This is a genomic window from Hydrogenophaga sp. (assembly GCF_036675665.1).
Classification (GTDB): domain Bacteria; phylum Pseudomonadota; class Gammaproteobacteria; order Burkholderiales; family Burkholderiaceae_C; genus Hydrogenophaga.
Genome location: NZ_JAKFEO010000093.1, coordinates 42,045 through 56,327 on the forward strand (window position 1 = coordinate 42,045; position 14,283 = coordinate 56,327).

Below are 14,283 nucleotides of genomic sequence, written 5' to 3' on the forward strand. Positions count from 1 at the left end.
CCATTGTAAGAACGACCCGCCCCGCGCGCTGGCGTCAGGGTCTTGGGGTGTTCTGGCGCAGGAACGAGAGCAAGGCGGCGTCGTCCAGCCCGGCCATGCCCGCCTCGGCAGCCTGCGCGAACACCCGGGCCGCGCTCGCACCCAGCGGGCCTTCAAAGCCCACGCCGCGCGCCGCCGCCACCGCCAACCGGGTGTCTTTTTCCAGCAGGGTCACGTGAGCACGTGGCGCCAGGTCGCCGTCGATCGCGCGGCGCATGCGGTCCGAGCCGATCCAGCTCTGGCCGCTGGAGCGCTCGATCACGTCCAGCGTGGTGGACAGGTTCAGGCCCATGCGTTCGGCCAGGGCCAGCACCTCGGCCGCGCCCACGAGGTTGATGCCGGCGAGCAGGTTGTTGACCAGCTTGGTGCGCGCGCCGTCACCGACACGCTCGCTGATGCGCATCACGTTCAGCGACAAGGCGGCCAGCAAGTCGGCGTGGCGCGCCAGCACCGCCGGTGGCGCGGCGACCATCAGGCTCATGCGGCCGTCGCGCGCCCGCTGCGGGCCACCCGACATGGGCGCGTCGATGCAGGCGATGCCCTGCTGCGCCAGCCGCTCGGCGATGGCGGTGGTGTCTTCGGGCGCGATGGTCGGGCACAGCACCACGGTCTGCCCGGGCAGCAGGCCGCCGGCCGCGCCCTGCTCGCCCCACAGCACCTCGCGACACTGGTCGGCGTCCACCACCACGATCACCAGCGCGTCCTGCGGCCCAAGTTGTGCCACTGCGGTGAGCGGTGTGTCGGCCAGGCTGGCACCGGCGGCCAGGGCCTGCTGCTGGCGCAGCGGATCGGTGTCGCACACCGTCACCGCCCAATGCGCCTCACACAGGCGCTCCACCAGCGCACCGCCCATGTTGCCCGCTCCGACGAACGCGACCGTCATGACTGCATGAAACGCCGGGACTTGGCGATCGACATCAACATGCCCAGGCCCACGCCCATGGTGACCATGGCGGTGCCGCCATAGCTCACGAACGGCAGCGGCACGCCCACCACCGGCAGGATGCCGCTGACCATGCCCATGTTGACGAAGGCGTACACGAAGATGTTGAGCGTGAGGGCGCCGGCCAGCAGACGCGAGAACAGCGTGGGTGCCTCCATGGCGATGACCAGGCCACGCACGATCAGAAAGATGAAACCGACCATGAGCGCCAGCGTGCCGACCAGGCCGAACTCTTCGGAGAACGCGGCGTAGATGAAGTCGGTGGTGCGCTCGGGGATGAACTCCAGATGCGTCTGTGTGCCCTGCATGAAGCCCTTGCCCCACACGCCCCCGGAACCGATGGCGATCATGCCCTGGATGATGTGGAAGCCCTTGCCCAGCGGGTCCTTGGACGGATCGAGCAGCGTGCACACGCGCTGGCGCTGGTATTCGCGCAGCACCTGCCAGTCCACGTCGGGCGCGCACAGCTGACCCTCAAAAGCGATCAGCAGCGCGATGCCCACGGCGCCCACGAGCACCGGCGGGAGGATGAGTTTCCAGCTCAGGCCCGCGAAGAAGATGACGAACAGGCCCGACGAGAGCACCAGCAGCGAGGTGCCCAGGTCGGGCTGCTTGAGGACCAGCGCCACCGGCATGAGCAGCAAGAATCCCGCGGCGGCGAAGTCCAGTGGTTTGAGCTGGCCCTCGCGGCGGTGAAACCACCAGGCCAGCATCAGGGGCATGGCGATCTTCATGAGTTCGCTGGGCTGGATCACCATGCCCACATCGAGCCAGCGTTGAGAGCCCTTGCGCGATATGCCGAAGAACTCCACGCCCAGCAACAGCATCACGCCCAGCGCATAGGCTGGCAGCGCCAGGGTCATGAGCCGGTGCGGCGGGATCTGGGAGACGAGAAACAGCACGCCGGCGGCGATCAGCATGTTGCGGCCATGGGACTCGAACCGCGTGCCGTGGTCGTAGCCGACCGAGTACATGGTCAGCAGCCCGGCGCCCGCCATGACCATGATGGCCAACAGCAGCGGCAGATCAAAGCCCAGAAAGATCGGGGCGATGCGCTGCAGCAGGGAGGGTTTGTCGAACGCGGCGGACATGGTCCCGGATTATCCTTCGGCGATGCGCTCGGTCACCACCCACCTGCTCTATCTCCACGGCTTTCGCTCGTCGCCGCAATCGATGAAGGCGCGCAAGGTGGCCGCCCGGGTGCGGGCCGAGCACCCGGATCTGACCTGGTGGTGCCCCCAGTTGCCCCCCTCGCCGGCCGAGGCGATGGCGCTGGTGATGCGGGGGACGGCGAGCTGGCCCCGCGAGACCATGGCGGTGGTGGGCTCTTCGCTGGGCGGCTTCTACGCGCGCTGGTTCTCGCTGCAGACCGGCTGCCCCGCGGTGCTGCTGAACCCGGCCCCGTTCCCGGCACGCGACCTTTCGGCGTACATCGGGGAGCAGACCGCGTGGCACCAACCCGAGGAGCGCTTCGTGTTCCAGCCCGGCTTCGTGGACGAGCTCAAGGCACAACAGGCCGACATCGAACGGCTGGAAGCCCGGCAGCCACCCACGCCCGAGCGCCTGTTCGCGATCCTGTCCAAAGGCGATGAAGTGCTGGACTGGCGAGAAATGCAGGCTTTCTGCGACGGTGGGACGATCCGGCTCTTGCCCGGCAGCGACCACGCGATCAGCGACTTCGACGATCACATCGATGAAGTCTTTGCATTCTTGGGTCTGTAGTGGCCCCATGGGACAATCCCGTCCATGCACATCCTGTTTGATGAAGCCGGCAAGTTGTTGACCGGCCGCCTCCTGTCCGAGGCTGAAAGTTCCCTGCAAGTCGAGCTCGAATCCGGCAAGCGCGTCAAGGTGAAGGCGGTCAACGCCCTGTTGCGGTTCGAAAAGCCCGCCCCCGGCCCCTTGATGAGCGCCGCCACCGAGCTGTCCAACGACATGGACCTGGCCCTGGCCTACGAATTCGCGCCCGAGGACGAGTTCGGTTTCGCCGATCTGGCGCGCGAGTACTTCAACAGCAGCGCCGGCACGGCCGAGCAGGTGGCCGCGCTCCTGTGCCTGCAGGGCGCGCCGCACTATTTCCGGCGCGCCGGCAAAGGCCGCTACAAGAAGGCGCCGGCCGACATCCTGGCCCAGGCGCTGGCCGGCATCGAGAAGAAGAAGCAGGTGCAGGCGCAGATCGAGGCCTGGGCGGCCGAGCTCGCCAGCGGCACCTGCCCCGAACCGGTGCGCCAGCAGCTCTACAAGATCCTGTTCAAGCCCGACAAGAACGCGCCCGAGTACAAGGCCGTGGTCGAGGCCGCGCGCAGCAGCCACACCGCGCCACTCACCCTGCTGCAGAACGCCGGCGCCATCAGCAGCGCCTACCAGTTCCACTGGCAGCGGTTCCTGTTCGACCAGTTCCCCAAGGGCACCGGCTTCCCGGCGCTGCAGGCGCCGTTGATCACCGACGAGCTGCCGCTGGCCTGCGTGCAGGCGTTTTCCATCGACGACTCGCACACCACCGAGATCGACGATGCGCTGTCACTCCAGGGACTGGGCAGCGGCACCGTCACGCTGGGCATCCACATCGCAGCACCCGGTCTGGCCATCGCACCCGAGAGTGCCATCGACCAGGTCGCGCGCCACCGCCTGTCGACCGTCTACATGCCGGGCCACAAGATCACCATGCTGCCCGACGAGGTGGTGCAGGCCTACACGCTGATGGCCGGTCGCGACTGCCCCGCTGTCTCGCTGTATGTGACCTTCAATGAGGCCACGCTGGCCATCACCGACACCCGAACGGCGCTGGAGCGCGTGCCGATCGCGCTGAACCTGCGCCACGACCAGCTCGACACCGTGATCACCGAAGCCTGGCTCGCGGGCGAGGCCCCGGCCGACAACGCCGCGCCCGAGATCGCCGCGCTGCAGCCCACGCTGGCCTTCATCTTCACGCTCGCCCGGCACCTCAAGGCCCAGCGCGAGGTGGTGCGCGGCAAACCCGAAAACTTCACCCGGCCCGACTACACCTTCCGCCTCGAGGGCAAGACCGGCGACGAACCGGTGGGGGACGAGTTGGTGGTGATCGGCACCCGCCAGCGCGGCGCCCCGCTCGATTTGATGGTGGCCGAGGCCATGATCCTGGCCAACAGCACCTGGGGCAACTGGCTCAACGACTGCGGCGTGCCCGGCATCTACCGCAGCCAGGCCAGCATGGCCCCCGGCGTGAAGGTGCGCATGGGCACCAAGGCCCAGCCGCATGCCGGCATCGGCGTGAAGAGCTACGCCTGGAGCACCTCGCCCCTGCGCCGCTATGTGGACATGGTCAACCAGTGGCAGATCATTGCCTGCGCACGCCACGGCAAGACGGCGGCACTCGCCGCGCCCTTCAAGCCCAAAGACGCCAACCTGTTCTCCATCATCAGCGCGTTCGATGCCGCCTACACCGCTTACAACGGTTTCCAGAACGGCATGGAACGCTACTGGACGCTCAAGCACCTGCGGCAAAGCGGCACCACCGAACTCACCGCCACCTTGGTGAAAGACAACCTGGTGCGCGCCGACGCGCTGCCCCTGGTGCTGCCGGTGATGGGCGCCGACGGCCTGCCGCGCGGCGCGCATGTGCGCATCAGACTGGGCGAGATCGACGACATCACGCTCGACGTGCACGGCACCGTCATCGAGCGCCTGGATCTGCCGGTCGATGAGGCTGCGGCCGACACCGCAGGTGAGGATGGCGAGGAGGAGGAACTGTCCGCGCCGCTGGCCCTGGCCATCGACGTGAACGAAAGTGATGGCGCCGAGCCCGCCGCCCAGCCGCCGGGGACCACCGACCCGGCGGGTCATCCGGCCTGACAGCCCGGGGCACACCGATAATCGCCGCGTGAAACCCTCCCTCGCGTTCCTGAAAACCCTGACCACACTGCAGCTCGCGCTGGGGTTGTCGATCGCAGTGCATGCGGCGGTGCTCACGGTGCGATTCGTGAACCCCGAGGGTTTCAACCGGGTGTTCCAGGACACGCCGCTGGAGGTGATCCTGGTCAATGCGCGCAGCAACGAACGGCCCGAGAAGGCCACCGCGATCGCGCAGGCCTCACTGGCCGGTGGCGGGGACGCGGTGCGCGGGCGCTCCACCTCACCCCTGCCACCCACCACCGTGGCACGCGTGGGCGACACGCCCGAAGAAGACGAACGCAGGATCGAAGCGCTCAAGGAACAGCAGAACCAGCTGCTCGCCCAGGTGCGCCGGGAGCTGGCGAAGATGCCGCCGCCCGACACGCAGTCGGTCAACCCCAGCCGCGAGGTGGTGGAGCGCGAAGAGAAGCGCAAGGCGCTGGTGAAGATCCTGGCCGAGATCGAGCGGCGCATCAACGAAGAGAGCGCCCGGCCCAAGAAGCGCTACATCAGCCCGGCCACGCGCGAGGCGGTGTACGCCATCTACTACGACGAGCTGCGCCGCAAGATCGAAGACCGCGGCACCACCAACTTCCCCGAAGCCGCCGGCCGCAAACTCTACGGCGAGCTCACCATGATCATCACGGTCAACCACAGCGGTGCGGTGCTCGACACCGAGATCGTGCAGACATCGGGCAACAACCTGCTCGACCGCCGCGCCCAGGCCATCGTGCGCAGCCTGTCCTTCGGCAAGTTCAACAACCCCATGCGCCGCCAGGCCGACCAGATCGTGGTGGTCTCGCGTTTCCGCTTCACGCGCGACGAGACGCTGCAAACCCAGCTCTCTGGCCAATAGATGAGGTCACTTGGGCGCTGGGTGTTGTGGATGGTCCTGGCCGGGGTGGCGCTGCAGGTGTTCTTTGCACTGCGCATCGCGGCCATGGTGGTGATCGACCCGACCAGCACCGCCTTCATGCGTTCGGAAGCCTGGCGCGTCGGCCAGGAAAGCCTGACCACCGACAAGACCTGGCGCTGGTCGCACCAATGGGTGGCAGGCGATCAGATCAGCGCCAACCTCAAGCGCGCCGTGATCGCCTCGGAAGACGCGGGCTTTCTGGAGCATGGTGGGGTGGACTGGGAAGCGATTGAAGGGGCGTGGCAGAAAAACGAGAAGCGCCAGCAGATCGCCGAGAAGCGCGCCGCCGCCCAACCCAACAAACCGGTGCGCGAACCCAAGGTGGTCGGCGGCTCCACCATCACGCAGCAACTGGCCAAGAACCTGCTGCTCTCGGGCGAACGCCAGTTCCTGCGCAAGGGCCAGGAACTCGTGCTGGCGGTGGCGCTGGAGACGCTGCTGAGCAAGGAGCGCATTCTGGAGATCTACCTCAACAGCGTGGAATGGGGCGAAGGCGTGTTCGGCGCCGAAGCGGCCGCGCAGCGCTACTTCAAGAAGCCGGCCAGCAAGCTCAGTGCCTCGGAAGCGGCGCGGCTGGCGGTGATGCTGCCCTCGCCCAAGTTCTTCGAGACGCGCCCGGGATCGGCTTACCTCGCCAGGCGCACCGGCACCATCGTCGCCCGCATGTCTGAAGTCAGGCTGCCATGAACTTGCGCGCCACCGCCATGAGCGTGTTCCTGCTGGGCCTGGTGCGCCTGCTCACCGGCGCGCAGGCGCGCTGGCACGGTTGCCCGCCCAAGGCCGAGCAGCGCATCTACTTCGCCAACCACCAGAGCCACGCCGACCTGGTGCTGATCTGGGCGGCACTCCCGCACGAGCTGCGCAGCATCACGCGGCCCATCGCCGCCAAGGACTACTGGACCGCATCGAACTTCAAGCGCTGGATCACGACCGAGGTGTTCAACGCGGTGTACGTGGAGCGCGAGCGCAAGGGCGACGAGGACCCGCTGCAGCCGCTGATCAACGCGCTGGAGAGCGGCGACTCGCTGATCCTGTTTCCCGAAGGCACGCGCGGCCATGAAGAAGACCCGCAGCCTTTCAAGTCGGGCCTGTACAACCTGGCCCAGCGCTTCCCCGGCGTGGTGCTGGTGCCGGCCTGGATCCACAACGTGCAGCGGGTGATGCCCAAGGGCGAGGTGGTCCCTGTGCCCGTGTTGTGTTCGGTCACGTTTGGTGAACCCGTCGCATTGGGCGTGGAGGAGCCACGCGCAGATTTCCTGAAGCGGGCGCGCGAGGCGGTGATCGCCCTGCGGGAGGTTTGAACCGATGGGCTCCTTCGTGCGAAGCCTCACCCCCGAGCAACAGGTCAGCCTGCTGTTCGTGCTGTTGTTCGGCCTGCTGTTCATCGCCAGCGGCGTGAGCGTGCTGCTCTCCGTGCGCGAACGCCGCGCCGGTGAAGACGAATCCGGTGAACGCGAACTGCGGCTGCGCGACAATCAGATGCTGCTGCGCAGCTCCTGGATGATGGCAGTGGTGTTCTGGATCGGCTGGGCCCTGGGCGAAGGTGTGGCCATCGTGTTGTTCGGCTTCGTCTCGTTCTTCATCCTGCGCGAGTTCATCAGCCTCTCGCCCACCCGGCGCGGCGACCACCGCAGTCTGGTGCTGGCCTTCTTCATCGTGTTGCCACTGCAATACGCGCTGGTGTGGACCGAGCGCTTCAACCTCTTCACCGTCTTCATCCCGGTCTATGTGTTTCTCGCTATTCCGGTGGTGAGCGCTCTGGGCAACGACCCGCAGCGTTTTCTGGAGCGCAACGCCAAGCTGCAGTGGGGCATCATGGTCTGCGTCTATGGCATGAGCCATGTGCCTGCGCTGCTGCTGCTGAACTTCCCCGGCTTCGCGGGCAGGACTGCGTTTCTCGTCTTCTTCCTGGTGCTGGTGGTGCAGACCTGCATGCTGGTGCAGCACCTGGCTGCGCGCAAGCTGGGCACACCGGTGGCCCCGGCCATCAGCGACAGTTTTCACTGGCGCAGCTGGGCCATGGGACTGGCCGCCGGCGGCCTGCTCGGCGCCCTGCTGGCCGGTCTCACACCCTTCAAACCGCTGCCGGCACTGGCCATGGCGCTGGTGGCCTGTGTGGCCGGGTCGCTTGGCCACCTGGTCATGAAAGCCATCAAGCGCGACCGCGGCGTGACCCATTGGGGCCTGGCCGGGCGCTCGGTCACCGGCGCCAGCGGCCTGCTCGACCGGGTGGACGCGCTGTGTTTTGCCGCGCCGGTGTTTTTCCATTCGGTGCGCTGGACGTTCGACCTATGAGAATCCTCGGCATCGACCCCGGTCTGCAGTGCACCGGCTTCGGCGTGATCGACACCGATGGCCCGCACCTGCACTACGTGGCCAGCGGCACCATCCAGACCAGCCCGAAAGACGGCGCGCTGCTGCCCGCGCGGTTGAAGATCCTGTTCGACGGCATCACCGAAGTGGTCGCGCGTTACCACCCCGAGGTGTCGGCCTGCGAGATCGTGTTCGTCAACGTCAACCCCCAGGCCACGCTGCTGCTGGGCCAGGCGCGCGGCGCCTGCCTGACCGCGCTGGTGGCCAACCATTTGCCGGTGGCCGAGTACACCGCGCTGCAGCTCAAGAAGGCGGTGGTGGGCTACGGCAAGGCGGCCAAGCCGCAGGTGCAGGAGATGGTCAAACGCTTGCTGAAGCTTCCCGGTCTGCCGGGCAAGGACGCGGCCGACGCGCTGGGCCTGGCCATCACGCACGCGCAGGTCAGCCGCACGCTGCATGCGATCAACAAGGTCTCTGCCCTGCAGGCGCGTTCCAGCGCGTCGTACAAGGCCGGCAGGATCTACTGAGCGTGGTCCACCTCTTGCAACACCGCCTCAGCCTGGGCGCATGGCTCGCGCTCGCGTTCACCCTGCTGTCTTTGCTGCTCACGGTGATGCTCACCGTGTTCAGCGACCGCACCGCCAGCACCCAGGTGCGCCGCAGCATCGGCATCAACCTCGCCGAGCTGGCCAACCAGACCACCAGCCGCCTGGACCAGGCGATGTTCGAGCGTTATCGCGAGGTGCGCCTGATCGCCAACCGGCTGAGCGGCCCGCTGGACCTGGCCCAGGTGCGCAGCGAAATCGATGCGCTGCAGCAGAGCTACCCCACCTACGCTTGGATCGGCGTGACCGACCCCGCCGGCACGGTGCTGGCCGCCACGCGCAACCTGCTCGAAGGCGCCGATGTGTCGCAGCGGCCGTGGTTTCAGAATGCGCTCAGGGGCCAGGCCATGGGCGACGTGCACGAAGCCCTGCTGCTGGCCCAAATCGTGGGCAGCCCGGGCGGTGAGCCCATGCGCTTCGTCGACATCGCCTTCCCGCTCAAGGACGACAGTGGCCAGGTCACCGGCGTGCTGGGCGTGCACCTGTCCTGGAAGTGGGCACGCGAGATCGAGCAGGCGATCTTCGTGCCGGTGGGTCGCAGCCGCACCATCGACCCGCTGATCATCTCCAGCGCCGGCGTGGTGTTGCTCGGGCCGCCCGAGGTGGAAGGCACGGTGCTCAAGCTGCGCAGTGTCGAGGCCGCCCTTCAGGGAAAGCAGGGTTTTGAGCGGGAGACCTGGCCCGATGGCGAGGACTACCTGGTGGGCTTCAGCAGCGACCGGGGTTTCGAGGACTATCCCGGGCTGGGGTGGCGCGTGCTGGTGCGCCAGGACCTGGATGAAGCCTACGCGCCGGTGGACCAGATGCACCGGCGCATGCTGATGGGCGGCCTGGTGGCGGCGCTGCTGTTCTCGCTGCTGGGCTGGGGCCTGGCGCGCTGGATCACGCGCCCGCTGCTGGGTCTGGCCGACGTGGCGCGCGGCCTGGAAGCCGGTTATGCGGTGAAGGTGCCAGCGTCCAACGCCTACGAAGAGGTGGCCATTCTCGGCGGCGCCTTCAACGCCATGGTGAAGACCCTTCAACACAACGAAGAAGAACTGCGCCACCTCAATGTGTCGCTGGAGCGGCGTGTGCATGAGCGCACCGCGGAGCTGCAGGACAGCTTCGAGCGCATGGACGACAACGAAGCCCGCACCCGGGCCATGATCGACACGGCGCAGGAGCCGTTCATCGGCATGGACTTCGAGGGTTGCGTCACCGACTGGAACACCCAGGCCGAGAAGCTCTTCGGATGGAGCCGCGAGGAAGCACTGGGGGAATCGCTGGCGCACCTGGTGGTGCCGGTGCGCTATCAGGTGGCGTTCATCGAAGCCCTGGCGCACTTCCACCAGACAGGCGACGCACCCTTTGTGGGGCAGCGCATGAGCCGCATTCTGGTGGACCGCAGCGGCCAGGAATTGCCGGTGGAAATGAAGATCGGGCTGATCAACACCGACCGGCTCAAGCTCTTCAGCGCCTTCATCAGGGACCTGCGCGAGCAGCCCTGACCTCGCAACGAGGCTGGCTCACAAGAGCCGTTCGAGCGCCAGCACCGCAAAGAAGCCCAGCGCGGCGATCACCGTCCATTTGAGGATGATCACGCCCCAGGTGCGAAAACGGACCTGGCCGGTGCCCACGTAAAACGCAAAGCACACGCCTGCGGCAATCAACAGCAGCAGGACGGTCCAGCGAAACAGCAGCATGTGGCGTGCTTACCAGGCCGGTGCCAGCTGTGCAAAGCCCTGCGGCGCTTCGCGATCCTGCTCGAAGCTCACGGTCTCCCAGGCGTCGGTGCGCGCCAGCAGGGCGCGCAACAGCTGGTTGTTCATGGCGTGGCCGCTGCGAAACGCGCTGTAGGCGGCCAGCAAGGGCTTGCCCACGATGTAGAGGTCGCCCATGGCGTCGAGGATCTTGTGTTTGACGAACTCGTCCTGGTAACGCAAGCCGTCGGCGTTGAGCACCTTCACATCGTCCATCACGATGGCGTTGTCCAGCCCGCCGCCGAGTGCCAGGCCGTGCGAGCGCATCGACTCCACGTCTTTCGTGAACCCGAAGGTGCGGGCGCGCGCGATCTCACGGGCGTACTGGCCGCTGCCGAAATCAAACTCCACGCGCTGTCCGGTGGAGTTGACGGCCGGGTGGTCGAACTCGATCTCGAAGGCGAGCTTGTAGCCGTGGTACGGGTCGAGCCGGGCCCACTTCACGTTCTTGCCCTCGCCTTCGCGCACTTCCACCGGTTTGGTCACGCGGATGAAACGTTTGGGCGCCTTCTGCATCACGATGCCGGCGCTCTGCAGCAGGTACACGAACGAAGCCGAGGAGCCGTCGAGGATGGGCACTTCTTCGGCGGTGATGTCCACGTAGAGGTTGTCCAGCCCCAGGCCGGCGCAAGCGCTCATGAGGTGCTCGATGGTGTGGACCTTCACGTTGCCGTTGGAAATGGTGGAGGCCAGGCGCGTGTCGGTCACGGCCGTGGCGTTCACCGCAATCTCCACCGGCTCGGGCAGGTCCACGCGCCGGAACACGATGCCGGTGTCGGGCGCGGCCGGGCGCAGGGTGAGCTCCACCCGCTGACCACTGTGCAGGCCGACGCCCACCGCCTTGGTCAGGGATTTGAGGGTTCGTTGCGCGAGCATGGTGTGGATTTTAGGTTTTGCTGCGTTTTGGCGCTGTTGGGAATCGTGATGGCCGCTATAGAGGAAGGCGTTCTTCTTGTCTTCTCCGGCTGGTACGGTCATCGACGACCACGGGGCACGGCTCCGCGAATGTCCCCCGGGGCCTTTGGCCCCTCCTCCTTTATTTCGCTGCGCCGTGCCCCATGGCCGCCGATGACCTCACTGGCGCTCGGTCTGCGGGTGCGCAAGCGTCACTTCAGCTCGCGGGCGCGGTGTGTGCTGCGCAGCGGCATAAAGGAGGAGGACCGGCGCAGCCGGTCCGGGGGACAGCCGCGGAGCAGCGCACACCGCGTCCGCGAGCAAACGAGGTCCAGGTGCGAAATGCCCCCGCACCCCGCCCCAGTTCAATCTGCCTGTTTGCGCAAGAAAGCAGGAATCTCGAAATCGTCCATGCCCCCAGAAGCCAACGCGTCCACCTTGGCCGCAGCCTGGGTGCGGTTGGTGCGCCACACACTCGGCACGGCCATGGAGTTGTAGTCGGGCTGGGTCGCGCCCGGGCCACCCACGGCGGAGTGCACGGTCGGCACGTTGAAAGGCACGTTGTCGGTGCCGGTGCGCAGCACCTGCAGCGGAGGCGCCGTGCGGCGCACACCCTGGCGCGACAGGCCGGTGGCCACCACGGTCACGCGCATCTCGTCGCCCAGGCTGTCGTCGTAGGCCGCGCCGTAGATCACGTGCGCTTCCGAGGAAGCGTAGGCACGGATGGTGTTCATCGCCAGCTTCGATTCGGACAGCTTGAGCGAACCCTTGGCCGCGGTGACCAGCACCAGCACACCCTTGGCGCCCGACAGGTCGATGCCTTCGAGCAGCGGGCAGGCCACGGCCTGCTCGGCGGCGATGCGCGCGCGGTCCGGGCCGGCGGCCACGGCCGTGCCCATCATGGCCTTGCCGGGTTCACCCATCACGGTGCGCACGTCTTCAAAGTCGACGTTCACGTTGCCGTACTCGTTGATGATCTCGGCGATGCCGCCCACGGCGTTCTTCAGCACGTCGTTGGCGTGGGCAAAGGCTTCGTCCTGCGTCACGTCGTCACCCAGCACTTCGAGCAGCTTCTCGTTGAGCACCACGATCAGCGAGTCCACATTGGCCTCAAGTTCGGCCAGACCCTGGTCGGCGTTGGTCATGCGGCGGCCGCCTTCCCAGTCGAACGGCTTGGTGACCACACCCACGGTCAGGATGCCCATTTCCTTGGCCACGCGGGCGATCACGGGTGCTGCGCCCGTGCCGGTGCCACCGCCCATGCCGGCGGTGATGAAGAGCATGTGCGCGCCCGCGATGGCTTCGCGGATCGAGTCCACCGCCACTTCGGCGGCATCGCGGCCCTTGTCGGGCTTGCTGCCGGCGCCCAGGCCGGTGGTGCCGAGCTGGATGGTCTTGTGCGCGGCGCTGCGCGAGAGCGACTGCGCATCGGTGTTGGCGCAGATGAACTCCACGCCCTGCACGCTGCGCGCGATCATGTGCTCGACGGCGTTGCCGCCGCCACCGCCCACCCCGATGACCTTGATCTGGGTGCCCAGGTTGAATTCTTCGACTTCAATCATTTCGATGCTCATGGTGTGCTCCTTGTGTGCCTGTTGATGGGCGCTGGTGATTCAAAAACGTTTCGGATTCGGGTCGAGGTAGGGGTTCAGCCAGGCGGTCCAGTGCACTCGCTACATCGGGTGCGGAAACGGGGTCGGGTGTGCTGCGCGGGTGTGATCAGGTGTTTCATCAGAACGTCCCCACGAACCAGTTTTTCATGCGTTCCAGTGCGCCTTGCACGGAACCCGCTTTTTGCGACACCTTGTGCCCGCGAACACGCGCCAGGCGCGCTTCTTCGAGCAGGCCCATCACCGTGGCCGCGCGCGTCTGCGCCACCATGTCGGACAGTGCGCTCGCGTAGTTCGGAATGCCGCGACGCACGGGCTTCAGAAAGATGTCTTCACCGAGTTCGACCATGCCGGGCATGACGGCGCTGCCGCCGGTGAGCACGATGCCCGAGGACAACATTTCCTCGTGACCCGAATCGCGCAGCACCTGCTGCACCAGCGAAAAGATCTCCTCCACGCGCGGCTCGATCACGCCGGCCAGCGCCTGGCGGCTGAGCATGCGCGGGGCGCGGTCGCCCAGACCAGGCACTTCCACCTGCGTGTCCGGGTCGGCCAACAGCTGCTTGGCGCAGCCGCTTTCCACCTTGATGTCTTCGGCGTCTTTCGTGGGCGTGCGCAGCGCCATGGCAATGTCGCTGGTGATCAGGTCGCCCGCGATCGGAATCACCGCGGTGTGGCGGATCGCACCGCCCGAGAAGATCGCCACGTCGGTGGTGCCGGCGCCGATGTCGACCAACGCCACGCCGAGTTCCTTTTCGTCGTCGGTCAGCACCGCCTGGCTGCTCGCCAACGGGTTGAGCATGAGCTGGTCCACTTCCAGGCCACAGCGGCGCACGCACTTGATGATGTTTTCCGCCGCGCTTTGCGCGCCGGTGACGATGTGCACCTTGGCCTCCAGGCGGATGCCGCTCATGCCGATCGGCTCCTTCACCTCCTGGCCGTCGATCACGAACTCCTGCGGCTCCACCAGCAGCAGGCGCTGGTCGGTGGAGATGTTGATGGCCTTGGCGGTCTCGATCACGCGCGCCACGTCGGTGGCGGTGACTTCACGGTCCTTGATCGCCACCATGCCGCTGGAGTTGATGCCGCGGATGTGGCTGCCGGTGATGCCGGTGTAGACGCGGGCGATGCGGCAGTCGGCCATCAGTTCGGCCTCTTTCAAGGCCTGCTGGATGCTCTGCACGGTGGCGTCGATGTTGACCACCACGCCACGTTTCAAACCGTGGCTGGCGGCCACGCCCAGGCCCGCGAGCTTGAGTTCGCCGTTGGGCTGGACCTCGGCGACCACCACCATGATCTTGGCGGTGCCGATGTCGAGTCCGACCACCAAATCCTTGTATTCCTTGGCCATGAT

At 66.8% G+C, this 14,283-nt stretch carries 14 protein-coding genes; 8 read left to right on the plus strand and 6 right to left on the minus strand.

Annotation, left to right across the window (positions count from 1 at the left end; all coding sequences use genetic code 11):
* Positions 1 to 34: 34 nt before the first annotated feature.
* Together V6M63_RS21510 and rodA are read right to left on the minus strand one after the other, a co-directional pair.
* The gene (locus V6M63_RS21510) at positions 35 to 922 is read right to left on the minus strand and encodes an NAD(P)-dependent oxidoreductase (RefSeq protein WP_332745227.1); all 888 of its coding nucleotides are present in this window, start codon (positions 920 to 922) and stop codon (positions 35 to 37) included.
* Positions 919 to 2,073 (minus strand): rod shape-determining protein RodA, encoded by a 1,155-nt coding sequence (gene rodA, locus V6M63_RS21515; protein ID WP_332745229.1) that lies wholly within the window; start codon positions 2,071 to 2,073, stop codon positions 919 to 921. The genes V6M63_RS21510 and rodA overlap by 4 nt, the downstream gene beginning before the upstream one ends.
* 22 nt (positions 2,074 to 2,095) lie before the next feature.
* Here rodA and V6M63_RS21520 point away from each other — a divergent pair, with 22 nt between their 5' ends.
* From V6M63_RS21520 to V6M63_RS21555, 8 genes are read left to right on the plus strand one after another with little or no spacing between them, the layout of a single operon-like run.
* The gene (locus V6M63_RS21520; protein WP_332745231.1) at positions 2,096 to 2,704 is read left to right on the plus strand and encodes a YqiA/YcfP family alpha/beta fold hydrolase; all 609 of its coding nucleotides are present in this window, start codon (positions 2,096 to 2,098) and stop codon (positions 2,702 to 2,704) included.
* Between the two features lie 24 nt (positions 2,705 to 2,728).
* Positions 2,729 to 4,813 (plus strand): ribonuclease catalytic domain-containing protein, encoded by a 2,085-nt coding sequence (locus V6M63_RS21525; protein ID WP_332745233.1) that lies wholly within the window; start codon positions 2,729 to 2,731, stop codon positions 4,811 to 4,813.
* 28 nt (positions 4,814 to 4,841) lie between these two features.
* On the plus strand, positions 4,842 to 5,708 hold the full coding sequence (locus V6M63_RS21530) for an energy transducer TonB (RefSeq protein WP_332745235.1): 867 nt from the start codon (positions 4,842 to 4,844) through the stop codon (positions 5,706 to 5,708).
* Positions 5,709 to 6,455, plus strand: coding sequence for a monofunctional biosynthetic peptidoglycan transglycosylase (mtgA, locus tag V6M63_RS21535; protein ID WP_332745237.1), 747 nt, complete (start codon positions 5,709 to 5,711; stop codon positions 6,453 to 6,455). It begins immediately after the preceding gene.
* A complete protein-coding gene (locus V6M63_RS21540) occupies positions 6,452 to 7,069 on the plus strand; it encodes a lysophospholipid acyltransferase family protein (RefSeq protein WP_332745239.1) in 618 nt (205 codons plus the stop codon). Before mtgA ends, V6M63_RS21540 begins: the two co-directional genes overlap by 4 nt.
* Positions 7,070 to 7,073: 4 nt before the next feature.
* Positions 7,074 to 8,063 (plus strand): phosphatidate cytidylyltransferase, encoded by a 990-nt coding sequence (locus V6M63_RS21545; RefSeq protein ID WP_332745241.1) that lies wholly within the window; start codon positions 7,074 to 7,076, stop codon positions 8,061 to 8,063.
* A complete protein-coding gene (gene ruvC / locus V6M63_RS21550) occupies positions 8,060 to 8,608 on the plus strand; it encodes a crossover junction endodeoxyribonuclease RuvC (RefSeq protein WP_332745243.1) in 549 nt (182 codons plus the stop codon). Before V6M63_RS21545 ends, ruvC begins: the two co-directional genes overlap by 4 nt.
* Before the next feature lie 2 nt (positions 8,609 to 8,610).
* Positions 8,611 to 10,173 (plus strand): cache domain-containing protein, encoded by a 1,563-nt coding sequence (locus tag V6M63_RS21555; RefSeq protein ID WP_332745245.1) that lies wholly within the window; start codon positions 8,611 to 8,613, stop codon positions 10,171 to 10,173.
* A gap of 18 nt (positions 10,174 to 10,191) precedes the next feature.
* On the opposite strand, the gene V6M63_RS21560 is transcribed toward V6M63_RS21555, so the two are convergent.
* The 4 genes from V6M63_RS21560 to ftsA form a co-directional block, all read right to left on the minus strand.
* Complete coding sequence (locus V6M63_RS21560; RefSeq protein ID WP_332745247.1) at positions 10,192 to 10,368, minus strand: hypothetical protein; 177 nt, start codon at positions 10,366 to 10,368, stop codon at positions 10,192 to 10,194.
* Positions 10,369 to 10,377: 9 nt separating this feature from the next.
* Positions 10,378 to 11,301 carry a UDP-3-O-acyl-N-acetylglucosamine deacetylase gene (gene lpxC / locus V6M63_RS21565; RefSeq protein WP_332745248.1) on the minus strand — a complete coding sequence of 308 codons (924 nt, stop codon included), beginning with the start codon at positions 11,299 to 11,301 and terminating at the stop codon, positions 10,378 to 10,380.
* Between the two features lie 383 nt (positions 11,302 to 11,684).
* The gene (gene ftsZ / locus V6M63_RS21570; RefSeq protein ID WP_056270020.1) at positions 11,685 to 12,893 is read right to left on the minus strand and encodes a cell division protein FtsZ; all 1,209 of its coding nucleotides are present in this window, start codon (positions 12,891 to 12,893) and stop codon (positions 11,685 to 11,687) included.
* 157 nt (positions 12,894 to 13,050) lie between these two features.
* Entirely contained in the window at positions 13,051 to 14,280 is a 1,230-nt protein-coding gene (gene ftsA, locus V6M63_RS21575; protein WP_056270025.1) for a cell division protein FtsA, read from the minus strand.
* Positions 14,281 to 14,283 lie beyond the last annotated feature (3 nt).